We start from the raw sequence: 23,594 nt of genomic DNA, 5'->3' as shown, positions 1-23,594 counted from the left end.
AGATGAATGATACCATTGCAAAGCAGATTTGGTAGTACAACAGAAAGGAATGTGCATGATACTCATAGATTACAGAGACACAAGACCCATCTATGAACAGGTAGTGGAGAGGTTTAAAATGCTGATTCTGCACGGTGTGCTCACTTCAGACGAAAAAATACCTTCCGTCCGCAATTTGGCAGTTGAATTATCCATCAATCCCAATACGATTCAGAGAGCCTATGCGGAATTAGAGCGGCAGGGTTATATTTACACTGTGAAGGGAAAAGGAAATTTTGTTTCGGACAGTGGGCAATTACTTCTTAAGTATAAAGAAGAAATATTTGCAGAAATCCTTAAAATTTGTAAGGCGGCCTTCGATATAGGGATTACGGAGGAGGAGCTTATTCAAACGATAAGAGGGGGAAAGATTTATGATTGAGATTAGGAATGTAACCAAGTCCTATGACAAAATAAAGGCGGTTGATGATGTCAGTGTGTCTATCAAAGAAAACACGGTGTTTGGCTTAATTGGAACAAACGGTGCCGGAAAAAGCACTGTGCTTCGGATGGTTGCCGGAGTTTTGGAGCCGGAACAGGGTGAAATCGCGATTGACGGGCTTCCTGTATATGACAACATGGAGGCAAAGAAAAAGATTTATTTTATTGCAGATGAACCGTACTTTTTTGCAAACAGCAATGCAGTTGATATGCAAAAGTATCTTTGCAGTGTTTACCCGGAATTTGCAGTGGAGGATTTTTATAATTATCTGGTAAATTTCGGACTGGATAAGAAAAGGAAAATCAATACATATTCCAAGGGTATGAAAAAGCAGCTGGCTTTAATATGCGGCGTGTGCAGCGGAACAAAGTACCTGCTTTGCGATGAAACCTTTGACGGCTTAGACCCGGTTATGCGCCAGGGAATCAAAAGTATTTTTGCCAGCGAGATAGAGCGGCGGGGGATGACACCGGTGATTGCCTCCCACAATTTAAGAGAACTTGAGGATATATGCGACCATGTGGGGCTTTTACACAAGGGAGGCGTCCTATTGTCCAAAGATTTGGAGGACATGAAATGTAATATTCAGAAGATACAGTGTGTTTTTAAGACAATCGATGACGAGGCGAAGGCAATCAAGGCGCTTGACATTATGAAAAATGAAAAGAGAGGTTCCTTAAATGTCCTTACGGTGAGAGGGAATAAGGCTGAAATACTGGCGGTTTTTGCAACTGTCAACACCATTTTCTTTGAGGCGCTGCCCCTTTCCCTTGAAGAAATATTCATCAGTGAAACGGAGGTTGTAGGTTATGACGTCAAAAAGCTCATTCTTGGTTAGTATGAAGGAGAATAATAAAAGACGCCTGTGGGTATGGGTGATTGCAGTTCTTATGTTTGTGTTGGCACTTCCTTTGGTGACGGCCTTTGGGTTAGGCGGTGTGGCAAAGAGCACCGAATGGATATGGGAGGCCACCGATACGGCAACGGCGCAGCAGCTGGTTCATCAACAGAAAGCGGAGGTAATGATTGGTATGCTGGGCTTTTCAGGTCCTATCGTTTTTTTTAGCGTGATTCTTGCGCTGATAAGCGGAGTGCAGGGATTTTCTTACCTGTACAGCAGGAAAAAAATGGATTTTTACCTGGGAATGCCGGTTAAGAAAAGAAAAAGATTTTTGATAATATGGCTGAACGGCATTTTGCTTTATGTCATTCCATATCTGGCAGGAATGAGCATCAGTCTGCTGATTGGAGCAGGCAATGGGGCGTTAAACGGCGGCGTGGTATACAGTGCGGTGGCAGCATTTTTCGTAAACATATGTTTTTACCTTGGCATATATCATCTGGCAATTTTAGCGCTTATGATGACCGGCAATATTGTGATCACCGGTTTTGGGTTCATGGTCTTTTGTCTGTATGAATTTATGGTGCGGTATATGGTGATGGGATATAAGCAGGAATTTTTTGACTATTTCTCCTATTATGGCACAAGTGAGACGCCCTTGCTCTCCCCCTTTAGCATGTATGAGAAACTGGTATATACTTTTGATGTAAAAAATGTGATTGACATTAAAAATTTGCTGTTTTTATTGTTGTTTGTGCTGGTTGTGGGGCTGGTTTCTTATGGATGTTATTTAAAACGCCCGGCTGAAGCCACAGGAAAAGCCATGACCTTTGAAATCACAAAGCCCTTTATCAAGGTGCTTTTGACTGTACCTATAGCCCTCATATCGGGACTTGTGATTTTTGAAAGGGTGAACATGGATTTTAACAATGCAACGGAAGGAATTGGATGGGTAATATTTATTACTGCCCTTGCAGTGGTGCTTGGGAGCGCATTGATTCAGGTCATTTATGAGTTCGATATAAAAGGGGCCCTTCATAAGAAACGGGATATTTTCATAAGCGGCGCGCTTACGGCATTTATTTTCTTCGCCTTCCAATATGACATATTTGGATATGATTCTTATATTCCGGATCCGGATAAGATTGAAAGCATAGCTTTCGTACCGGAAAATTATGAGCAGGGCAACAGCAGTATATATTTTGACAGTGACGGTACGCACCTGACTGCGGCAGCATATGCAGAGAAATATATGTATCTGAAAAACACAGATGCTTTTTGCGAGCTGGCAAAGCGATCCATGGATGCTCATAATGAAGATGTCAAAAAGGGAGATGATGTGGATGAAAATAAGTGGTATTCCTATAACACAGTGATTTACCGTCTAAAGAACGGCCGTACCGTATATCGGGCTTTGTGGGTTGATGTGGAGGATGAGAGAAGCGGTCAGCTTCTGGATGAGATTATCGGTTCCGAAGAATTTAAAAAAGGCTATATGATTGGCACCTCCAATAATTTAAACAGGATGTTAGCGCAGGATAAATATAAGTTAACCGTCTCCTATGGAAATACCGTATACATGGAAAGAATGAGCCTTGAGGAGTTTAAGGAACTTTTGGAAATCTACCAAAGAGATTTGGAATTGGCTAATTTCAGCAATGTGAAAAACAGTGTTCCTGCAGGGATGATACAGCTGGCGGTTACGGAGGAGCTTCCATGGTCTGTTTATCAGGGAGCATCAGGTATTGCAAGGGCTACCAGAGGATGGGATATGAGTATTAATATTTATCCTTTCTATGAAGAAAGCCTCTCTTATCTGAAAGAGCACGGTTATTATATGGATATGCAGCTTAAAACAGAGGACATAGCCAGCATTCAGGTAGTAAATAATAATTACGAGGCGGCAAGAAAACTGGCGGAAAAACAACAGGCCGTGGAAGATGGGGAAATGGATAGAGAGATCTATACGACTGCATCAAGTACGTACGCAGGCTATGGCAATGTGGAAACGCGGGTTTATGCGGATTATACGGAAGAAGTACAGCTAAAAGAAATTGCGGAGTGCATTTATCCACAGGATTTGGTTCTGGCGGACTGGGATAAAGGAAAGAGGCTCGAAGGGGATTACAGAGTGATTGTCAATTTTAAAGCGGACAGCGCGATAACGAAATATTATGGAACCAGCGCAGACTATGGATTCGTAGAGGGACAGGTTCCTGAATTTGTAAAAGAAGACACTGTTTACAAAGAGTAGATTGAAAAATATTATCTTTTTTCATGACGATTTGTACCGTCAGCGTCAGCGGCGGAATAGATGATGAGTGAGGAAGAAATAGCAAAAGAGAGCCTTTCGTACAGGCTCTTTTTTGCTATAATAAACGCTTCACTGTAGCAACTGTGTAACAGTCAGCCTGGCTGACTGTTACTTGCAAAATCCATTTAAAATCGCCTTCAGCGATGGGATTTTGCACTCCGTAATCATATTCTGACGGTCTGTGCAGTAAATGCACAGACCTGGCTGAATAGTTACGCAACTGTTACCGCATTGAATTGTTATGGTTGCCGATAAAAAGAGTGTCTGGTAAAATAAAACTGTATTTTAGAAAATGAGCCGGATAGGAACAACTGGAGGATATCATGGAGGAGCGTATCATAGATAAACTGATGCTAAAAAGAATCAAATCAGGAAGCATTGAATTTAAAGTGGTAGATTTACTGTTTATAGGATGCCTTTTCTTTTTTGCATTTATGATAAGGTGGAAACTGATGCCCATTGAATCGGCCGATTATTGGGGATTTTTGGAAGATTGGATGGGACAGATTCGGGAGGCAGGAGGATTTCCTTCTCTTGGAAAGCAGATTTCCAACTACACATCCCCCTACATGTATATTATGTGTCTGCTTTCCTATGTAACAGATAACGACCTTTACGGACTAAAGATGGTATCGGTTTTGTTCGATTATCTGGCGTCCATGGCCGTTTTTCTGATTGTATACAGACTGACATACAGCAAGGGGCGGGCGATTATGGCAATGGCCGGACTGCTTTTGTCCCCAACGGTGATTTTAGACGGAGCGTACTGGTGCCAGTGCGATATCATTTATACAACATTTATTCTTTATGCACTATATTGCTTTTTGAAAGGGAATAGTGAGGGATGCCTGATTTTAATTGGTGTATCTTTTGCTTTTAAGCTGCAGACAATTTTCATAGTTCCTTTTCTCCTGATCATGTGGCTTAAGAAAAAGACCATTTACCTGAGACATTTTCTCTGGATTCCGGTTATCTATATAATAAGCGCTTTGCCAGCGTGGAGGTTTGGACGTGATTTTAAGGAGCTGATGCTGATATATTTTGAACAATCAGAAACCTATCCCTGGGGAACTTTGGAATATCCCAATATATATGCGCTGCTTGGAGAAGCAATGCCTGACCTGCGCCATGCGGGAGAGGTTGGCGGTGCGGGAACCTTTATGACCATCATGCTGCTAGGCTGCACCGCTTATTATCTTTATACCAAAAAGGTAAGACTGACAGGAGAGCTGATGGTGACTCTTGCCCTTTTTACAGTGGCCATAACGGTATACTCGCTGCCGCATATGCATGACAGGTATGGCTTTTTGATTGATCTGCTTGCAATTATATATGGCACCATGAATGTAAAAAAGCTGCCTGTAACCTGCGCCTTTATGCTGGTATCTGTGCTGACCTTTATGCCCTACCTGATTGCAGTGCACATTGTGCCCCTGCAATATGTGGCAATTGCTCTGTTTGGACTGATTGTCTATGTAGGGCATGATTTGCATGCCCAGATCAAAAAGCAGGAGATGGCGCCGCCTTAAAGTACCAGAATCCATTCTTTTAGCCATCTGAGCCTAAGCCCGTATTCCTTGTCTACAGGAAAACCGGAAACCACGGGATAAAACAGGAAAAAGCAAAGTACGGCCACAAGCAGATAGGCAGTAATTGCCCTTTTTCCCCAGGAGAAATGCTCTTTTATGTGAAGCATTGTATATCCCATCATCAAAATCACAAATAAAATCGCAGGAAAATAGTGATAGATAAAGGTGATTCTGCTGATCGGCATCCAGGGAACATATTGGGCCAGGTAGGCAATACAAAGGAAACCGGCTTTCTTGTCTTTCTTAAAAATCCAGCGGAAAAATACATATAATTCACATAAAATGCCGATCCACCAGATGGCGGGATTACCCATACAGCTGACAGAGCTTACTTTCGAGGCGTTTACGGTATCATTTGCGTCTAACAGCGGCATCCAGATAAAAGGCCATTCATAAAAAGGAGAGCTGTAATAGTGCTCAGCCTCCAGATTGGAATGGTAATCAAACATGCTGATGGTTCCCTGTAAGGCTTTGTCTATCAAATTATCATATTGTTCATAACCTACCACAGGAATGAAACATAAAACATAGACCAAAAGTGGAACAAGCACAAAGAATGCACAGCAAAATCCGAACAGCCGAAGAACCTGCTTCTTAGGAAAATGAGTAATTGTGTACCAGATAAAAAGGACTGCCAGGCCAAAACCGGCGTAGACTCCGGTCCATTTGGTTGCGATGCCAAGAGCCATACTGATACCGCTCAGGGCAAGGGGCAGGGCCACATTTTTAGGAGGAAACAAATCTGTGCGAGAGGCCTGCTGGCTGCGGTAAAGAGCATCTTTGGTAAAATACTGATACATATAGTAATACATTAACAAGATAAAAAATGCCGCAAATATATCTATGGTGGCAATTCTGGAAAGGGTGTAATGCATGCAGTCAAAGACCAGCAGGCAGGTGGTGGCGGTGGCAATAAAGGAGCTCTTAAATAACCTCTTTGCAAAAAGGTACATAAGCGGGACGATAAAAATGCCGAAAGCTACCGACATAAACCGCCATCCAAAGGGATTCATGCCGAAAACAAGAATGCCTAATGCAATCAGGATTTTTCCCAGATGAGGATGGGTGGTCTCATAGGCGGTGATGCCGTGTATAAATTCGTAGGCAGTGCGTCCGTGGTATACCTCGTCAAACATGGTGGAGTCCAGGTAGGTTTTATCGTCAGGAAACATATACTGTTCATCAAAAAGGGCAGAATATTCTTCTGCATTGATCGGCGTTAAAATGGAGCCATCGGTGCTTTGGACCACCATTTCATTTAAGATGGCCGTATCATCGGTGGAAACGATTCCTAAGTAGCGCAGCCGGTAATTTACGTCTATTTTGTTCCATGCAAAAACCGACTCGGCAATGGTATCTCCGTTGCAAATTTCCCAGGCGCCGGTGACCTCGTTGAAAGCGGAAATGGAAAAATGCCTTGTGTTGAGATTTCCCAAAAAGATGGAAATAGAACCAATATCCAAATAGTCTCCGAAATCAAGAACAATATCCCTGTTATCCGTATCCGTGCTGTAGCTGGTGGAAGGAGCGTAGTTATTACCCAGCCTGTAAAAAGCCAGCAGGGTAAACAAGTAAATGAAAAGAAACATACACAGGAAATCTTTTTGAGAGAGTAGCTTTGCATCGGAATCTGTATTCAAATGTGAAGCTGTTCTTTTTATGAATTGTAATATCCGGTTCATTGTTGAAAACCTCCGTAAATATTATTGAAAGCAGAACCAAAGATAGTATAGCAAGTTACAAAAGCGGATACAATACTTATTAAATTTTTGTTTAGGAGGCTTTTGTAATGAAAACATATATGCAGATTACCAATATTCACGGCAGGGAGATTTTGGATTCAAGAGGAAACCCAACTGTTGAGGCGGAGATTACACTGACAGATACCATGACAGGTAAAAGATATGGCGGACGGGCCTGTGTACCGTCCGGCGCCAGCACAGGACGATTTGAGGCGGTTGAGCTGCGGGATGCGGAAACCAGATATTTTGGTCTTGGGGTAAAAAAGGCGGTAAATAATATTAACACGAAAATAAAGGAAGCGGTTGCAGGAAAAAACGGTCTAAATCAGGTGGAAATTGACCGGATATTGATTGAAACAGACGGCACGGACAATAAGGGAAATCTAGGGGCGAATGCAACACTTGCAGTGTCCATGGCGGTTGCCAGAGCGGCTGCTAAGTCACTGAATATTCCTCTTTATCAATATTTAGGCGGCGCTTATACCAGATTAATGCCGGTTCCCATGATGAATATTTTAAATGGCGGGAGACATGCGGCCAATACGGTGGATTTTCAGGAATTTATGATTATGCCGGTGCAGGCGGAGTCCTTTGCGGACGGACTGCGCATCTGTGCGGAAATCTATCATTTCCTGAAAAAAATTCTGGAAGAAAAGGGCCTTGCCACCAGTGTAGGAGACGAGGGCGGATTTGCGCCGGACTTACCGGATGCGGAGGCTGTGCTTGATTTGATTGTGGAGGCCATTGAAAAAAGCAATTATTTTCCAGGTCAGGATATTAAAATTGCACTTGACGTGGCGTCCAGCGAATTATACAATGAAAAAACAGGCATGTATCATTTCCCGGGAGAGAGCTCCTTAAAGGGAAACGAGATTGTGCGGGATACGTCTGAAATGATTGCTTATTATGAAGATTTGATTTCCAAATATCCAATCCTTTCTATTGAGGATGGATTGGCGGAGGACGATTGGGACGGCTGGAAACATCTGACAGAAAGACTAGGTGAGAAGATCCAGTTAGTTGGAGATGACTTATTTGTAACCAATACCAAAAGGCTGGACGCTGGAATAAAGCTTCATGTGGCAAATGCAATTCTAGTGAAAGTCAACCAGATCGGTACGGTTTCAGAGGCCATGGAAGCAATTGAAATGGCGCAGAAAAACGGATACAAGGCAGTTATCTCCCATCGTTCAGGGGAAACAGAGGATACCTTCATCGCAGATTTGGCCGTGGCAGTTAATGCGGGCCAGATTAAAACGGGTGCGCCTTGCAGAAGTGATCGTGTTGCCAAGTACAATCAGCTTTTGCGTATAGAGGAAGAACTGGGGACAGTTGCGGCTTACAAGGAGCCCTTTAATAAGATATAGTCAATAGACTGCTTATGAAGGGTGACGATGTTGCTTAACATGAGGATGTATGAAAGGTTGACAGACACGGAAAAAAAGCTTGGTGAGCAGGCAAAAATACTTTAAACAGGCGAAAAGCGGACCAAAACACGGAATGAACACAGGAAGAAAGAGGAAAAGAACGAATGAGAAAACAATGGAAAAGAGTCCTAGGCAGATTTTGCGCAGGGCTGCTTACGGTGGCAATGCTTGGCATGGTACCGGCAGGTGAAGTGTCTGCTGTTACCTCAAATGGAGCAATTGCTCAGGGAATTGACGTATCCAAGCATAATGGTGCGGTGAACTGGGGACAGGTAGCGGCATCCGGCATGAAATTTACTTTTATCAAGGTGGGAAGCACTAACAGTGGAGTGGATCCACAGTTTGTGGCTAACATTACAGGAGCCCAGGCAGCAGGGCTTAAGACTGGTGTTTACCTTTACTCTTATGCAACAACGCCGGAACAGGCAGCCAATGAAGCCAATCTGGTTTTGCAATGGATAGCGCCCTATACCGTAAATTTTCCTATCGTCTTTGACATTGAGGACAGCTGCCACAAGGGGCTTTCCAACCAGCAGCTGATTGATATTGTGAACGCTTTCTGTTCGGTTATAGACGCGGCGGGGTATTACCCAATGGTATACTCTAACCGTAATATGTTTGTAGATAAGATGGCGAACGCAGGATGGGACAAATGGGTTGCCCAGTACAATTCCAACTGCGATTATAATAACAATGTTTGCTTTTGGCAGTATTCCAGTCAGGGAAACGTGAGCGGCGTTGGCGGACGGGTAGATGTTAATTACCAATATAAAGATTACAGTCAATTGATTATTCCGGAAGGATTTATCGAGCATAACGGAAATGTGCGGTTTTATAGCAATTGGAAAATGCAAAAGGGGTGGGTGGCATACAATGACACGAAATATTTTTTGGATGGCGCAGGAAATCTGGTAAGAGGCTGGCTTACAGACCAGACAGGAGAATATTATTTATCTCCCCAGGATGGAAGCATAGCAAGAGGCCAGTGCCGGATTGATGGCGGAGATTATTATTTTACGGCCGATGGAATCAAAACCGCAGGCTGGGTGAATATTGGTGAGGCAAAATATTTCTATGACCCTACCAGCAACGGAACCATGAAACGCGACTGGCTCAGCGATGATAAGGGTAATTTTTACTTCTTTGACAGAACGGACGGTCATATGTTGACGGGCGGACAAGTGATTGACAATGTGGAATATCTTTTCAGCCCTGATGGCGTTCGTCAGCATGGTTGGGTAAGCCTTGAAAATGGAACCTTTTATTATGATCCTTCCACAGGCGGTAAGGTGAAAGGCTTTTTAGATGATGCCAAAGGCCGCCATTATCTCTCACCTGATGACGGCCACATGGTCACCGGAGCAATTGTAATTGATAAACAGAATTATTTCTTTAACGCAGAGGGAATTATGGCAACTGGAAGGGTAGAAAGAGAAGATGGCAGCTACTACTACGATCCGGCAAATGGTCAGATGGTTACCGGTTGGTTTACGGCAGCGGACAAGACCTGCTATGCAGATGCAAGCGGTCATATTGTAACAGGCGTTTATGAGATAGACAAGCAGCCTTACTACTTTGACGCCACAGGCGCCTTGGTAAGAAACCAGGCGATTGAAATCAATGGCGCCGCCTATGTCACCACTCCGGATGGAATTCTGACAGAAGTCGTGGAAGATGCGTCCCCTGAAAATACGGTAGCTGCTGCACCTTCAGTCGCATAAGATACAGGAATTTTGAAATATGGATCAAATTATTTCTGTATTAAGTTAAACTTGTCCTGGGGGTTCGTATTTGTTGTAAAGTTCGCAACAAGAAGATAAAAACACTTGAAATATATTTCGTAATATGTTACACTAATTTTTGTTTGGCATTAGGAAAAAGTGGAGGCTAAAGATGGGTGTACTAAGAATCGTACTTCAAATTGTTTTTATAATTATATGTATCGGGTTAACGGTACTTGTTTTGATGCAGGAAGGCAAATCAGCAGGCTTAGGAGCCATAAGCGGTGCGGCAGAAACATACTGGGGTAAGAATAAAGGGCGTTCCATGGAAGGAAAGCTTGTGAAAATTACCAAGTATCTTGCCATTGGTTTTATGGCGCTGGCGATTATTTTGAATCTCAATGTATTTTAGGGCTTAAGGCATTCTTGTAAGAGAATGCCTTATTTATATAGTTAGTCAGCAAGCTGATTCACGAAAGGGAATCGTATTTCATTAAGCAAGCAGCGGGGAGAAAATTTGAAAAGTAATAATAGAAAGGAAAATCGCCACAAGCGAAAAAAACTGATATGTGATCTGGTGGAAGGGGATTTCTATGTTCCCATGAAGGAAAAAGAATTAGCCCTTTTTATGCAGGTAGAACCGGAAGATAGGCAGGAGCTTAAAGAGTTGTTGAAAGAACTGCTTGAGGAAGGAAAGCTGCAGGTTACCAAGCGAGGGAAATATATCAAAGGCAGCGGCAGGGCGGCAGGGTTAACCGGCACCTTTATCAGCAACGCAAGAGGCTTTGGCTTTGTGGAGATTGAAGGACGGGAACAGGATCTTTTTATACCGGAGGAGGAAGTAAACGGCGCTTTTCACAAGGATAAGGTAGAGGTGGAGCTTTTAAAGGAGCAACGGGGGAAAAGACAGGAAGCAAAAATTACGTCTATCCTTTCTCATGGTCTTACACAGATTGTGGGAACCTTTGACAGAGCTGGAGGCTTTGGATTTGTGATTCCTGATAACGATAAAATTACTTCTGACATTTTCGTGCCGGGGGAGCGTTCTAAAGGGGCGGTCACAGGTCATAAGGTGGTGGTGGAGCTAACAGATTACGGGGACAATGTGCATAAACCGGAGGGAAAGGTGCTTGAAATATTGGGACATGTAAATGATCCCGGCGTAGATATCCTTTCCATTGCAAAAGGCTATGACTTGCCCATGGAGTTTTCGGAAAAGGTGTTAAACCAGGCGGTGCGCGTGGCGAAGCCTGTAAGCTCTAAGGATATGGAAGGGAGAAAGGATCTGCGAAAGGTGCAGATGGTAACCATTGACGGTGAGGACGCAAAGGATTTAGACGATGCTGTCAGTCTTTCAAAAGAAGGCGATAAATATTTTTTAGGCGTGCATATTGCAGATGTAGCGAACTATGTGCAGGAAAACTCGGCCCTGGATCAGGAAGCCTTTAGACGGGGAACCAGTGTTTATTTGGTAGATAGGGTGATTCCAATGCTGCCCCATACCTTGTCTAATGGCATATGCTCTTTAAATATGGGGGAAGACAGGCTTGCCTTAAGCTGTCTGATGACCTTAGACCAAAAGGGTGAAGTGATTGATTACGAGATTGCGGAAACAGTTATTTGTGTAGACCAGAGAATGTCTTATATAGATGTCAACAAAATTTTGGAACAGGATGCGGATACACAGCAAAATTTTGAAGCGCTAACGCCTATGTTTTTTTTAATGAAGGAACTGGCAGATCTGATTAGGAAAAAAAGAAAAAAGAGGGGTTCCATAGACTTTGATTTTCCGGAAAGCAAAATTATTCTGGATAAAAATGGGCAGCCTGTCTTGATAGAGCCCTATGAACGGAACGCCGCCACAAAAATAATAGAGGATTTTATGCTGATTGCAAATGAAACGGTGGCGCAGCATTACTACTGGATGGAAGTGCCTTTTGTGTATAGAACGCACGATTATCCGGATCCGGAAAAGATTTTGAAGCTTGGTACCTTTATCAACAATTTCGGATATTATGTGAAAGTAAAAAGTGGTGATAATGAAATACATCCCAAGGAAATACAAAAGCTCTTAGGAAAGATAGAGGGAACGCAGGAGGAAGCCTTAATCAGCAGACTTACCCTTCGCAGTATGAAACGGGCTCAGTATGCAGTGGATTGTACCGGACACTTTGGACTGGCGTGCCAGTTTTACTGTCACTTTACTTCTCCAATCAGAAGATATCCGGATTTGCAGATTCACCGGATTATAAAAGAGCAGCTCAGAGGCAGGATGGGAGAAGACAGGATGGAGCACTATCGGGCAATTCTCCCGGAAACAGCAAAGCATTCTTCTGAGACAGAACGCCGTGCCGATGAGGCGGAGCGGGAGACAGATAAGCTGAAAAAAGTGCAATTTATGGAGCAGAAAATCGGTGAGATTTACGAGGGCGTTATATCAGGAATCACCGCATGGGGAATCTATGTGGAGTTAGCCAATACCGTAGAGGGAATGATTCATGTATCCCGCCTTGCTGGAGATTATTACGATTATAATGAAGAAGCCTATGAGATGAGAGGCAGAGATACAGGCAGAAGCTTTAAGTTAGGACAGAAGATTCGGATTATGGTAGATGGGGTGGACTATCTGCAAAAGAGTATAGAGTTTGTATGGGCGCCTGACGATAAGGAAAGTTTTGAAGTTTAGAATAGGCTGAGAAAGGAATAGCTGGTCATGGCAAAAGAAGATAAGAAGCTGGTGGCAAATAACAAAAAAGCATACCATGATTTTTTCATAGAAGAAAAATATGAGGCAGGACTGGTTTTGCACGGAACAGAGGTCAAATCTTTGCGGATGGGAAAGTGCAGTATCAAAGAGGCATTTATTCGGCTTGAAAATGGAGAAGCATTTATTTATGGTATGCACATAAGCCCTTATGAGAAAGGAAATATTTTTAACAAGGATCCCTTAAGAGTAAAAAAACTGCTTTTGCACAAACAGCAAATCCGAAAACTGATTGGAAACAGCTCAGAAAAAGGATATACAATCGTTCCCCTGCAGGTTTACTTTAGTGATGGCAGGGCCAAACTTGAGATTGGCCTAGCGAAAGGTAAAAAACTCTATGATAAACGGCAGGATATTGCCAAGAAGGACCAGAAGCGTGAGGCAGAAAAAGAACTTAAGGTGAGATTAAGGGCGTAAGGAGGTTGCATTTTTGGCATTTCTCCTTTATAATAAAAGAAGCAGGGGATAGTAAAGGTTTCGACAGGGGTCTTGCAGCTGGAGAAGCTATCCGCAGGCGATGCGACAAATCGCAAAAATAAATATAAACGCTGAAGATAATTTAGCATTCGCTGCCTAAGGGCAGCTGTCCGACCTTGTGCACCTACACATAAGGAATCGGGCATCGATTATGTAGGAAACGACATGGGCTAAGCTTTGCACCTGTGGGCGTATGATGAAGCTACTAAATGAACCGGGGTGTCGGTTTCCTGGTTCAGGAGGGAATGAGGGTTTCCCGAAATAATCGACTATGATAGTAGAAGGACAGGGAATGGGTCTTTGGACGCGGGTTCGACTCCCGCCTATTCCAGTAGTAAGAAAGTTCTTAAAAGCTTGATATCTGGCTTTTGAGGACTTTTTTGTGTCCACCCAAACCCATCTTCCGGTTTTGGGTGGAGGTATTACAAAGCCGGATCGTGGAGCGTGACGGCCTTTGATTGTCAAACCATTTTAGATTATGATCCTGCAGATTTATATTTGCGTATTCCCAATTCGAACAAAGCCCGGCACGGCAAAATAAAAAGAAGCGAAAAACAGGGAAGAAACATTCTGGCCGGGTGGGCGGTTTCATCCATTAAGAACTGCAAAGGATAATATTGAATCAACGCTAAAGGAATGCAAAAGGTTAAAAGGTAGAGAATCTTTTTTCCATAAACAGAAAAAGGATATCTGCCAAATTGGCGTGCACCATAGGTAAAAATATTCAAAAAATCCAGGCTGTTCATGGTAAAAAAGGCAAAGGAAGCCTGAAACATAAACAGACAGAAGAATAAAATAGCTCCGCAGATAATCATCAACACCAGCCCCGCGATTTTATCAGCCTTCCATGTGATCCCGCTTAAAGGAATCGCCAGTCCTAATACAATGGCACCCTGAACCAAAAGCCCAATACGTGTGAAATCAAAATAAGGAATCATCACCTGCAAAATAAGATTTCTGGGTCTGGTTAATATGCGGTCAAATTCTCCAATATTCACCATTCGCGGGAAATTTGCCAGGCCGCCTCCCACCGCTTCCCCAATAGAAAAGGAAAGCGTCATAACGGAAAAACAAAGTAATACCTGTTCATATGTGAACCCACCAACGGCATCTATCTGCATAAAAATAAATTTAATACTGAAAAATGAAGTAAATGCTGTAATAAATTGTCCCAGACAGGACAAAAACAGAGAAAATTTATATCGCATTTGACTTTTCAGGTTTAAACCAAATAATCTTATATAAAATTTCATAAGAGATAGTTTCCTTTCCAGGGAGAATTCCTGTTACCCGCCTTGCACCACGACTCGTTTTAGAGTGTGATTCATGGCGTAATATCCGAATGTAATTAAAACAGCTATCCAGAAAACCTGCAGCCCCATGGCAGATACGGCGTCTTTGCCGGTCAGGGAACCGCTGTAAATTAGTAACGGTGTGCTTTGAGTCGATGCAAAGGGCAATAGACTTACCACCTTTTGAAAAATTTCCGGGAAATAGGGCAGAGGAATCAGGCCGCCCGCAAAAAAGCCAACGACTGCACGCCCAATGATTTTCATTCCCCGCTGTGAGATGGTGTAAAACATGGTAATATGCATCAGCACAGCAATAGCGCCTACCACGTCAAGGGCCAGCACGGTTGATACAAGAAACAGTATGACCGTGTTCAGGTCAGGGAGGCGAAGACGGTATGGGGCGGGAATCAGCATAGCCAATATCAGCACTGGCAGGCAGTTTAACATGGTAGGCGAGAGCCTGTTAGCCAAACATTGGGTAAACCAATTCCCGTACAAATTCATGGGAAGGGCCAGCTGATAAGCAATAGAACCATTGTTAATGGAAGCTTCGATTTCCTGATCGTTGTCAATCACATTGTACATTAGGATAAAGGCCTGCTGCATCCAGATGTAGGATGCCGTCTGGGAAAAGGTCATAGCGAAATTCTCTCCGGATTCATGGATTGCAAAAAAGGCCAGAATTTCCATAATGCCCCAGCAAAACCGGGTAAGAATAGAACCTATTGCAACAGCACGATACTGCAGACCATTTATCATGCGGATGCGGAAAAGCGATAAATAAGATTTCATATGGATACCTCCTGCATTGTATCGCAAGCTGTGCTTGCAATACTGCGTTAATAGAAAGTTTGGAAGTTTACCTTCAAACTTGATACTCCTTATAAAGGGCGGCCACCACTTCCTCAGTGGAAACATCCGTAACGGAAACATCTAACAGGTCGGTCTGTGCAGCGATTATGGCAATGGCATCAGATACCGGCAGAATATGAGGATTAAGAGAGATAGTCAGTTGATTTTCTTTGGACTCGTTAAGCTTCATTCCAGGGGAAATGGCGGGAGTGCTGCCTGTGTATTTAACGGTTATTTTTTTATCCGTGGAAGTGTGCTTTTTCAGTTCATCTAAATTCCCATCTAAAAGAATTTTCCCATGTCCAATTAATAAAACGCGCTTTGTCAAAGCCTCAATATCCATCATATCATGAGTGGTAAGTACAATGGTGGTGTGCTTTTGTGCATTGATTTTTTGGATAAACTGCCGAACTGCAATTTTGGAAACCGCATCAAGTCCGATGGTTGGTTCATCCAAAAAGAGAACCTTAGGATCGTGAAGCAGCGGCGCTGCAATTTCGCATCGCATCCGTTGTCCTAAGCTCAAATTTCTTGCAGGGGTCTTCAAAAGTTCAGAAAGGTCTAAAAGCTGAGTGAGCTCATCTAAATTGTGCCGATAGCGCTTTTCATCAATTTTGTACATATCCCGCAGAAGCTCAAAGCTGTCAATTACCGGTACATCCCACCAAAGCTGGCTGCGCTGTCCGAACACTACACCAATGTCTTTTACATGGGCAGCCCTTTCCTGCCAGGGAATCTTTCCATTTACCCGACAAATGCCACTGTCCGGCGTGAGAATACCGCACATCACCTTTACGGAGGTGCTTTTCCCGGCGCCATTGGGCCCGATATACCCTATGATGTCGCCGTCTGCAATAGAAAAGCTTACATCATCTAAAGCGCGTATGGTCTCATACTCTCGGAAAAACAGTGACTTTACGGCATTCTTAAAGCCGGCCTGGCGTTTTGCAACACGATAGGTTTTGCAAATGCTTTGAAATTCAATCATAGTAATCCTCCATTTTTGTTGCTGCCTGTAAATAAAGGCTGTTATCCTGGTTACAAAAAAAGTATAGCAAAGGAATAAAAAAAGACTAGACTTATATTTTAGAATATGGTATGTTATATACTATCTACGGCATAAAATGGAAAGCGGATGCACTTTTAAAGCTGCATCCTTTTTTGCGCACAAAAAAAGCGATACCTTTTCTTGTATCGCTTTTAAAGTCAACAACTCCAATGCAGGCAATGTAATAGCAAACTTACCATGCTGCTGAGCAGCCTGGTTTATAAAATATGAAAAGAAAACTTATGGCAGCAGCTTCGCACACTTGCTGCGCTGAGCGTACATGAGTTATGCAGCTTGCCTGCCTGCATTCGATACTTGCACTGTATATTTCATGGAAATTTGTATCGGGAAAAACAGGGAGGTGCAAGTATGAAAGCATAGAATGGAGATAGGGGGACTCGAACCCCTGACCTATGCGTTGCGAACGCATCGCTCTCCCAACTGAGCTATATCCCCAAGTACAATGTAAATAATGAATTTCCCCAAAATGGAAGCAATGGGGCTCGAACCCATGACCTCTCGCGTGTGAGGCGAACGCTCATCCCGGCTGAGCTATGCTTCCATGGAATTTATTATAGCACAGTGGGGCAGGATTGCAAGGGAAAATCTAAAAGAAACCAGTGTCATGTTGACGTGGTTTTGCCTTAAAGGTATAATACATAAAGTGGATTAAGCATAATTTGCATACATATAATTTGCGGCATGTTAGCGGCGAGGAGGACTATTATGTCAGATCAATCAGAATTTTTTGCATATGGATATCGATTTGCAGCGCTTGATGATGTGAAACAGGCACAGCTAGAGCACCAGGAACAGGTGTACTTTGAAACAAAACTTCCCAGAGAAGACGCACATAAAATGTTAGCTATTTATGATAAGATTTTGGACGAAAAAATATTTGTAACACCGGTAGGATGGAGTTTTTTGCTAAAAATGCAGGAGAATTTGCGCCACTTAAATGTGGAGGAAGATAAAATAAGACCGATTCCTGTATATGCCACTTTTACGCACAATCCGAACAGTGAGAACAGTGCTTTAAGGCAAAGAATTACTACACCAGAAAAGCGTAAGGAGGGGAATGCGGGCATCAGAATTTCTATATTTTTGAATGTAGCTCTATGTATTCTTGTGATTGCAATGTTTGTGATTTCCCTTAACAGCAATAACCCGAATATTTTAAATTATAAAAGTAACCTTGAGAATAAATACGCAGCTTGGGAGCAGGAGCTTACAGACAGGGAAAGAGTGGTTCGGCAAAAGGAAGCGGATCTTTTAGAAGGGCCAGAAGCTGAATCAGGGGAAAAGGCGGAGACAAACGAATAAAGAGGCAGGCTAAAGAGCCGTTTGGCCCTGAAAATTAATTTTAAGTTGGGAGGGCAAAATAGTGGAAAGATTGAAAATACTTGTGGTGGATGACGAATCCAGAATGAGAAAGCTGGTAAAAGATTTTCTGGTAAAAAGCGGTTATGAGGTAATAGAGGCCCAGGATGGCAGTCAGGCGCTGGATTTCTTTTATGAACAAAAGGATATTGCGCTTATCATCTTGGATGTGATGATGCCTAAAATGGATGGCTGGGAGGTTTGCCGGGAAGTAAGGCAATATTCCAAGGTGCCTATTATTATGCTTACCGCCAAATCAGATGAACGAGATGAACTGCAGGGATTCCAGCTTGGCGTGGATGAATATATTTCCAAGCCCTTTAGCCCTAAGATATTGGTTGCAAGGGTGGAGGCTATTTTACGCCGGACCAACCAGCTTATAAAAGAAGAAAATCTTGAAGCAGGTGGTATTGTGGTTGATAAGGCAGCCCACAGTGTGACAATTGACGGAAAATCTATAGACTTAAGCTACAAAGAATTTGAGCTTTTGTCTTATTTCATGGAAAACAAAGGCATTGCACTCTCCAGAGAAAAAATTTTGAATCATGTCTGGAATTATGATTACTTTGGGGATGCCAGAACCATTGATACCCATGTAAAAAAGCTGCGCAGCAAAATGGGAGAAAGAGGAGAGCTTATTAAAACCATATGGGGAATGGGCTATAAGTTCGAGAGTGAATAAATGCAAGCGATTGGAAGCGCGGGAGATTTATGAAATATTCGATACGAAAACAATTTGCATTGGTATTTGGCCTGCTGATGGCAGGAACCATCCTGCTGTGCTGGTTTATTAATAATACATTTCTTGAAAAATACTATTTAAACAATAAGCAGAAAGCAATGATGAGCGCATATTCCATCGTAAATAAGGCATCTAATGAGGACGCCATTGGAACGGAGGCGTTTGATATTGAATTTCAAAAAATATGTGGAAAGAATAATATAAATATTATTCTATTGGATACGGAAACAAGAACCATCAAAACATCTATGAATGACTACGAAATATTGAGCAGACAGCTTTTGGACTATTTATTTGAGAGGGAGAGAGATTTTGACGATAAACTTCTGAAGAAGAAGGAAAATTATGAAATGCGTATGAAGCTGGATGAGAGAACACAGCTTGAGTATGTGGACATGTGGGGGGTTCTGGATAATGGAAATCTTTTTTTGTTCAGAAGTCCATTAGAAAGTATTAAAGATAGTGTGGCGCTGGCCAATCGTTTCCTGGCTTATGTGGGAGTTGGTTCTGCAATTTTCAGTGCGCTTATTATTTTACTGGTTTCACGTAAAATAACGGAGCCCATTATGGAGCTTACCAGAATTTCCGAACGAATGAGCCATTTGGATTTTGACGCTCAATACACAGGAAACAGCAAAACGGAAATAGCGCTTTTAGGACAAAATATCAACGAACTGTCCAGAACGCTGGAAGCGGCCATATCAGAGTTAAAGAGCGCTAATAATGAATTAAAAAGAGACATAGAAAAGAAAAATAAGACGGATGAAATGCGCAAGGAATTTTTGTCCAACATTTCCCATGAGTTAAAAACGCCCATTGCGCTTATACAGGGATATGCAGAGGGACTTATGGAGGGAATCAATGAAGATGAGGAGAGCAGAAATTTTTACTGTGAGGTGATTGTGGATGAGGCCTCCAAAATGAATCATATTGTAAAAAAGCTGCTCACTTTGAATCAACTGGAATTTGGAAATAATACTGTCACCATGGAACGCTTTGACATTACGGCGCTGATTCGAAATTATCTTCAATCTGCTGCAATTTTGTGTAAGCAAAAAGAAATTAATCTTCAGATGGATAACTACCCGCCTATCCACGTATGGGCAGATGAATTTATGGTGGAGGAGATTTTTAACAATTATTTTAGTAATGCATTAAATCATGTTGCGGAAAGTAAAGTAATTGATGTAAAATTAACTCAAAAAGAAAATACAGTGAGGGTTTCTGTTTTTAACACAGGGATTCCAATACCAGAGGAAAGCGTGCCGCATATTTGGGAAAAATTTTATAAGGTGGACAAAGCAAGAACAAGAGAATACGGCGGCAGCGGAGTCGGCCTTTCTATTGTAAAGGCGATGATGGAATCCATGAACCAGGAATATGGCGTGCTTAATTATGAAAATGGAGTTGAATTCTGGTTTGAACTGGAAAGGTCATAGAACTGGCCTTGACTTGTGGGCAGCTGGAAGTATAGAGGATTGGAATGAGCGAACTGGTCAAAAAGAAGAATCAAAATATAGATGAACTGAATGAGGCGAGAAGACTTCGCCAAAGGGCAGGGCTTTTAGAACAAAAATCCCATGTGAGGGCAAGACTGCGGCAGCTTATGGAAGTGTCGAAAGACCCCTATTACGATCGTTACCTGGCACAGATGATGAAAGATCTGGAGAGCGGGAAGGCTACTCCAGAACAGGTGGAGAGGGAGGCACAGCGAAGCTATTATAAGTACAGACAACGGATGGCGCAGATAGAACAAAAGAAAATAATGGATTATCCACCACCCGGGACAGCAGCGGATGTGGCTGCCATATCTGGACAGAATTTGACCCGTATTGCCAATCCTGTTGTGGAACCGTCAACCTGGCGGCATGAATCCCAGGAGAGGAAATCTATAACAGCTGTCAGTGGCGCAAAAAGGGCGGAAAGTGAACGGAAGAAAAATATAGAGTTTAAGGTAGGCGTGCATGTTTTTAGTATGCTCGGCGCTGCATTTGTGCTGATGGCCTTTGTTATATTTGGTTTTTATTTTTTGAATGGATTGGTACAGGGATTGTGTCTGTATGGAACTGCACTTGTTTTGACTATCATATCACAACTAATTTTGTGGAAGAAAAAGGGCAATCAGTTTTCTTATAAATTTTGGCATGTGATAACAGGAATAGGAATTGGAGGGCTTTATGCCGCTAATCTTATCAATTATCTTGCGCTGCATACAATAAATGGTGTGACTGCCATGGTGATTACACTCGTGATTGCAGTAGGTGCGTTATTCTTAAGCAGGAAAAAAGATTCCACAGCAATCCGGATAATTGGGTTGATGGGATGCTACATTTGCTTTTTACCAGTGCAGGGCATTCAAACAGATTTTGAGTTTTTGATGATTTCCGCCATGCTGCTTTTTATAAATGTATGGAGCGTTTTTGCAGAAAAGCGAAACGGGCAATCGATGGCAGATATAGTCCATTTAGCGCTCAACCTTGTCTTTACATTTATTTTCATGAGAGTAACATGGAGTGAAGACATATCCGTTGTTTATCGGGTATTGTATGTAATTACTTCCTTTGCTTTTGTAAATATTCTTAGTCTGAAAAAATGTATACAGGGAAATACTTTTCTATTTTCCGCCGGATGTATTGTCAATGGTATTTATATCTATCTTCTTTTTATGCTGGGGAATTTTGCCTTGGAGGTGAAAGGACAGCCGGAGATGGCCTTGTTTGTACATTTGATAATGGAAGCTTTGGTTATTTCAATTTGTGGAGTGATTTTTCTGCTTTGGCCAAAGGACAGTGGCAGAAGATGGGCGCAACTGTACTATGGAGTGAGCACAGTGCTGCTTTTAGGGTCCTTTTCAAATTATCCTTTGGAAATTGTATTATGTCTTCTCGTTTCACTTTTGATTACAAAAATTTTTGCAGGCCATAAAGAGATGATTGTTCTGGACTGCATAGTTGTTTTCTGGGTTGGAATAAGAGGATTTTTACTGATGGATTCATGGTATTGCTGGCTGCTTGCCATAGCGCTTATTTTATCAGCAGTGAGAATAAAATATATGTATCTTTACCACGAGATTGTAATTACAATCAGTATTTTACTTATATGCTGGAGTGCGTTTTCGTTCTATCTTTATAAAGAGTATGATTTAGGGCGTGGCTGGCTTTATCCTGTTAGTGCCGGCCTTCTATTGATTTTGTTTTTGCTTTTCAATCATTTACCAGGACTTAAGGACAAAAATCAGCAAGTTTATAATAGGATTAATCTTGTATTTATGTTATTATACTATTTAGGAGTCTGGTTTTGCCAAAGTTACGTTTTGAGTTCCATCATGATGGTTATGGGCGCGGCAGCCATGATAATTGTGTTTAGAAAGCGCTATTCAATGGAACTATCAGGAAAATATTTAATTCTGGTAGGGTTCCTCACCTATTTCACCTTGACAGGACACTATGGCTCACCGGTTATTGTCAGTATATTTCTTATGGTCATCTCACTTTTTTGCGTGGGAGTTGGCTTTAAGTTTTCTGACAAAAAAGAGAGAATATGCGGTCTGGTGATGGCGGCTTTTGTTTGCCTTAAGCTTATTGTGTACGATTTCAGAGAGGTGGGAGCAGCATACAGAGTGATCGTGTTTTTTGCGGTGGGGATCATTGCCCTTCTTATCTCCTTTATATATGTAAAACTGGAAAAAATAAGTAATAACTTGGGGGAATCAGTGGGGGTGGAGACCGGAACGCAAGAGTATGAGGCAAAAAAAGATGAATGTTGATTTTGTGGGTGCGCTGTATTCACAAACGCTACTATGTATCAAAACAGCGCAGAAATGAGGGAAGATGATGAAGAAAAATAAAATTGCATGTGGTGTAATTGCTTTACTTTTAACGGGACTTACGGCAGGCTGTGGAAATCAGATACCTGAGCTCAGCGAACAGGAACATGATTTGGTTGTGGAATATGCAGCAGATGTAGTATTGGAACATGACAAAAATTATCAGAGCAAATTGGTTGATCTCAGCCAGGTCCATGAAATCGTTCATGAGGCAGCGCCTGAGGATATAGCGGAGGATGAGAACACGGAGTCTGCCAATGAGGACGAAACAGGTGCGGATGATGTAACTGTTACGGATAATACCCAAGAGGCAGAGGTTCAGAATGTTACGATGGAGGACTTCTTAAAATTAGAAAATGTAAAGCTTACATATACTGGCTATGAGATAGATGATTTTTATCCGCGGCAGGGAGATGCGCTTTATTTTATAATGGAAGCAACTGAGGGAAGTAAGCTTCTTGTTTTAAAATTCCTTGCAGAGAATACCTCCGGATCAGAGCTGAATTTGGATATTGCAAAAACGGAAACAAGATTTAGAATAGCAGCAGATGGTATTGAGAAAAATGCTTTGACTACAATGTTGTTAAACGACCTGGCCTATTATCAGGGGACGATTGCACCGGGAGAAAGCGTGGAATTGGCGCTTGTTTGTGAGATACCTGAGGAACAAACAGAAGTTTCAAACCTGGAGCTGACGATGAGAAGTGTAGATGATTCGGCTACAATTTCATTGGATTAAAGTGATAAATTATTTCCTGCGGCTCTAAAAGGCCCATTTTATGAGACTTTTTACATTTTTTCTTAATATATAAAAAAATTCAACAATTTTTTAAAATAAGTGTTGACATTATGTGGAAGTAATGTTATAGTAAGATTCGTTGCGGGTGATAAATTCGCAGATGCCTGAAATTAAAAATTATGTAGTATGTAATAATGATAGAGTAAGGCGAGAACCTTGACAAATAAACAGCAATGCAACCCTGAAAATTCAAAGAGGAACATTCAGGTGGAAGTAAGAGGGAGAGAAGCCCAAAGTACATTCATCAGAAGGGAATCGTAAGAAAATTCAGAGAAAAGAGGAAGCTGTCAAAAAAGGCA

Annotated in this window: 18 protein-coding genes, 2 tRNA genes and 1 other RNA gene; 15 read left to right on the top strand and 6 right to left on the bottom strand. The window is 42.2% G+C overall.

Features of this window, described 5'->3' with window-relative positions; translation table 11 throughout:
• The first annotated feature begins 28 nt into the window (after positions 1-28).
• From D5281_RS12445 to D5281_RS12430, 4 genes are all read left to right on the top strand, one after another.
• Positions 29-421, top strand: a complete 393-nt coding sequence (locus D5281_RS12445) for a GntR family transcriptional regulator (protein ID WP_330584999.1) — start codon at positions 29-31, stop codon at positions 419-421.
• On the top strand, positions 414-1,319 hold the full coding sequence (locus D5281_RS12440) for an ABC transporter ATP-binding protein (RefSeq protein ID WP_160560477.1): 906 nt from the start codon (positions 414-416) through the stop codon (positions 1,317-1,319). The genes D5281_RS12445 and D5281_RS12440 overlap by 8 nt, the downstream gene beginning before the upstream one ends.
• Positions 1,291-3,576, top strand: coding sequence for a DUF6449 domain-containing protein (locus D5281_RS12435; RefSeq protein WP_160560476.1), 2,286 nt, complete (start codon positions 1,291-1,293; stop codon positions 3,574-3,576). Before D5281_RS12440 ends, D5281_RS12435 begins: the two co-directional genes overlap by 29 nt.
• Positions 3,577-3,959: 383 nt before the next feature.
• Positions 3,960-5,165: a hypothetical protein gene (locus D5281_RS12430; RefSeq protein WP_160560475.1), complete on the top strand. Its 1,206-nt coding sequence runs from the start codon at positions 3,960-3,962 to the stop codon at positions 5,163-5,165.
• Here D5281_RS12430 and D5281_RS12425 read toward each other — a convergent pair.
• Complete coding sequence (locus D5281_RS12425) at positions 5,162-6,907, bottom strand: phospholipid carrier-dependent glycosyltransferase (protein WP_160560474.1); 1,746 nt, start codon at positions 6,905-6,907, stop codon at positions 5,162-5,164. The two genes, D5281_RS12430 and D5281_RS12425, sit on opposite strands and share 4 nt — an antisense overlap.
• 107 nt (positions 6,908-7,014) lie before the next feature.
• Between D5281_RS12425 and eno the strand changes: the two genes are divergently transcribed.
• The 6 genes from eno to ssrA all read left to right on the top strand — a co-directional run bounded on the left by eno (position 7,015) and on the right by ssrA (position 13,690).
• Positions 7,015-8,334, top strand: coding sequence for a phosphopyruvate hydratase (gene eno, locus D5281_RS12420; protein WP_160560473.1), 1,320 nt, complete (start codon positions 7,015-7,017; stop codon positions 8,332-8,334).
• Between the two features lie 164 nt (positions 8,335-8,498).
• Positions 8,499-10,115, top strand: a complete 1,617-nt coding sequence (locus D5281_RS12415) for a GH25 family lysozyme (RefSeq protein WP_160560472.1) — start codon at positions 8,499-8,501, stop codon at positions 10,113-10,115.
• Between the two features lie 172 nt (positions 10,116-10,287).
• Positions 10,288-10,527, top strand: a complete 240-nt coding sequence (secG, locus tag D5281_RS12410) for a preprotein translocase subunit SecG (RefSeq protein ID WP_160560471.1) — start codon at positions 10,288-10,290, stop codon at positions 10,525-10,527.
• 105 nt (positions 10,528-10,632) lie between these two features.
• Entirely contained in the window at positions 10,633-12,801 is a 2,169-nt protein-coding gene (gene rnr, locus D5281_RS12405) for a ribonuclease R (RefSeq protein WP_160560470.1), read from the top strand.
• Between the two features lie 27 nt (positions 12,802-12,828).
• Complete coding sequence (gene smpB / locus D5281_RS12400) at positions 12,829-13,296, top strand: SsrA-binding protein SmpB (protein ID WP_160560469.1); 468 nt, start codon at positions 12,829-12,831, stop codon at positions 13,294-13,296.
• A gap of 45 nt (positions 13,297-13,341) precedes the next feature.
• Positions 13,342-13,690: a transfer-messenger RNA gene (gene ssrA, locus D5281_RS12395) on the top strand.
• 142 nt (positions 13,691-13,832) lie between these two features.
• Here ssrA and D5281_RS12390 read toward each other — a convergent pair.
• The 5 genes from D5281_RS12390 to D5281_RS12370 all read right to left on the bottom strand — a co-directional run bounded on the left by D5281_RS12390 (position 13,833) and on the right by D5281_RS12370 (position 17,110).
• On the bottom strand, positions 13,833-14,609 hold the full coding sequence (locus D5281_RS12390; RefSeq protein ID WP_160560468.1) for an ABC transporter permease: 777 nt from the start codon (positions 14,607-14,609) through the stop codon (positions 13,833-13,835).
• Positions 14,610-14,642: 33 nt separating this feature from the next.
• Complete coding sequence (locus D5281_RS12385) at positions 14,643-15,440, bottom strand: ABC transporter permease (protein WP_160560467.1); 798 nt, start codon at positions 15,438-15,440, stop codon at positions 14,643-14,645.
• Positions 15,441-15,513: 73 nt separating this feature from the next.
• Positions 15,514-16,488: an ABC transporter ATP-binding protein gene (locus D5281_RS12380; RefSeq protein ID WP_160560466.1), complete on the bottom strand. Its 975-nt coding sequence runs from the start codon at positions 16,486-16,488 to the stop codon at positions 15,514-15,516.
• A 443-nt stretch (positions 16,489-16,931) separates the two neighbouring features.
• Positions 16,932-17,004, bottom strand: a tRNA-Ala gene (locus D5281_RS12375).
• 32 nt (positions 17,005-17,036) lie between these two features.
• Positions 17,037-17,110: transfer RNA gene (locus D5281_RS12370), tRNA-Val, on the bottom strand.
• A 164-nt stretch (positions 17,111-17,274) separates the two neighbouring features.
• Between D5281_RS12370 and D5281_RS12365 the strand changes: the two genes are divergently transcribed.
• From D5281_RS12365 to D5281_RS12345, 5 genes are all read left to right on the top strand, one after another.
• The gene (locus tag D5281_RS12365; RefSeq protein ID WP_160560465.1) at positions 17,275-17,871 is read left to right on the top strand and encodes a hypothetical protein; all 597 of its coding nucleotides are present in this window, start codon (positions 17,275-17,277) and stop codon (positions 17,869-17,871) included.
• Between the two features lie 61 nt (positions 17,872-17,932).
• Positions 17,933-18,610 (top strand): response regulator transcription factor, encoded by a 678-nt coding sequence (locus D5281_RS12360; RefSeq protein ID WP_330584997.1) that lies wholly within the window; start codon positions 17,933-17,935, stop codon positions 18,608-18,610.
• Between the two features lie 29 nt (positions 18,611-18,639).
• Positions 18,640-20,109, top strand: a complete 1,470-nt coding sequence (locus tag D5281_RS12355; protein ID WP_160560464.1) for a sensor histidine kinase — start codon at positions 18,640-18,642, stop codon at positions 20,107-20,109.
• A 44-nt stretch (positions 20,110-20,153) separates the two neighbouring features.
• Positions 20,154-22,436, top strand: a complete 2,283-nt coding sequence (locus D5281_RS12350) for a DUF2339 domain-containing protein (protein ID WP_160560463.1) — start codon at positions 20,154-20,156, stop codon at positions 22,434-22,436.
• A gap of 64 nt (positions 22,437-22,500) precedes the next feature.
• Positions 22,501-23,235, top strand: a complete 735-nt coding sequence (locus D5281_RS12345) for a hypothetical protein (RefSeq protein WP_160560462.1) — start codon at positions 22,501-22,503, stop codon at positions 23,233-23,235.
• Positions 23,236-23,594 lie beyond the last annotated feature (359 nt).

Source organism: Parablautia muri, from assembly GCF_009917485.1.
Classification (GTDB): domain Bacteria; phylum Bacillota; class Clostridia; order Lachnospirales; family Lachnospiraceae; genus Suilimivivens; species Suilimivivens muri.
This window is presented reverse-complemented; position numbering and strand designations above follow the sequence as displayed.

Bases quoted from the DNA above. Each gene is read 5' to 3' on its own strand.
- D5281_RS12425 (WP_160560474.1), bottom strand. From the start codon at position 6,907: ATGAACCGGATATTACAATTCATAAAAAGAACAGCTTCACATTTGAAT.
- D5281_RS12345 (WP_160560462.1), top strand. From the start codon at position 22,501: ATGATGAAGAAAAATAAAATTGCATGTGGTGTAATTGCTTTACTTTTA.
- D5281_RS12350 (WP_160560463.1), top strand. From the start codon at position 20,154: ATGAGCGAACTGGTCAAAAAGAAGAATCAAAATATAGATGAACTGAAT.
- eno (WP_160560473.1), top strand. From the start codon at position 7,015: ATGAAAACATATATGCAGATTACCAATATTCACGGCAGGGAGATTTTG.
- D5281_RS12355 (WP_160560464.1), top strand. From the start codon at position 18,640: ATGAAATATTCGATACGAAAACAATTTGCATTGGTATTTGGCCTGCTG.
- D5281_RS12365 (WP_160560465.1), top strand. From the start codon at position 17,275: ATGTCAGATCAATCAGAATTTTTTGCATATGGATATCGATTTGCAGCG.
- D5281_RS12440 (WP_160560477.1), top strand. From the start codon at position 414: ATGATTGAGATTAGGAATGTAACCAAGTCCTATGACAAAATAAAGGCG.
- secG (WP_160560471.1), top strand. From the start codon at position 10,288: ATGGGTGTACTAAGAATCGTACTTCAAATTGTTTTTATAATTATATGT.
- D5281_RS12430 (WP_160560475.1), top strand. From the start codon at position 3,960: ATGGAGGAGCGTATCATAGATAAACTGATGCTAAAAAGAATCAAATCA.
- D5281_RS12390 (WP_160560468.1), bottom strand. From the start codon at position 14,609: ATGAAATTTTATATAAGATTATTTGGTTTAAACCTGAAAAGTCAAATG.
- smpB (WP_160560469.1), top strand. From the start codon at position 12,829: ATGGCAAAAGAAGATAAGAAGCTGGTGGCAAATAACAAAAAAGCATAC.
- D5281_RS12385 (WP_160560467.1), bottom strand. From the start codon at position 15,440: ATGAAATCTTATTTATCGCTTTTCCGCATCCGCATGATAAATGGTCTG.
- D5281_RS12415 (WP_160560472.1), top strand. From the start codon at position 8,499: ATGAGAAAACAATGGAAAAGAGTCCTAGGCAGATTTTGCGCAGGGCTG.
- D5281_RS12435 (WP_160560476.1), top strand. From the start codon at position 1,291: ATGACGTCAAAAAGCTCATTCTTGGTTAGTATGAAGGAGAATAATAAA.
- D5281_RS12380 (WP_160560466.1), bottom strand. From the start codon at position 16,488: ATGATTGAATTTCAAAGCATTTGCAAAACCTATCGTGTTGCAAAACGC.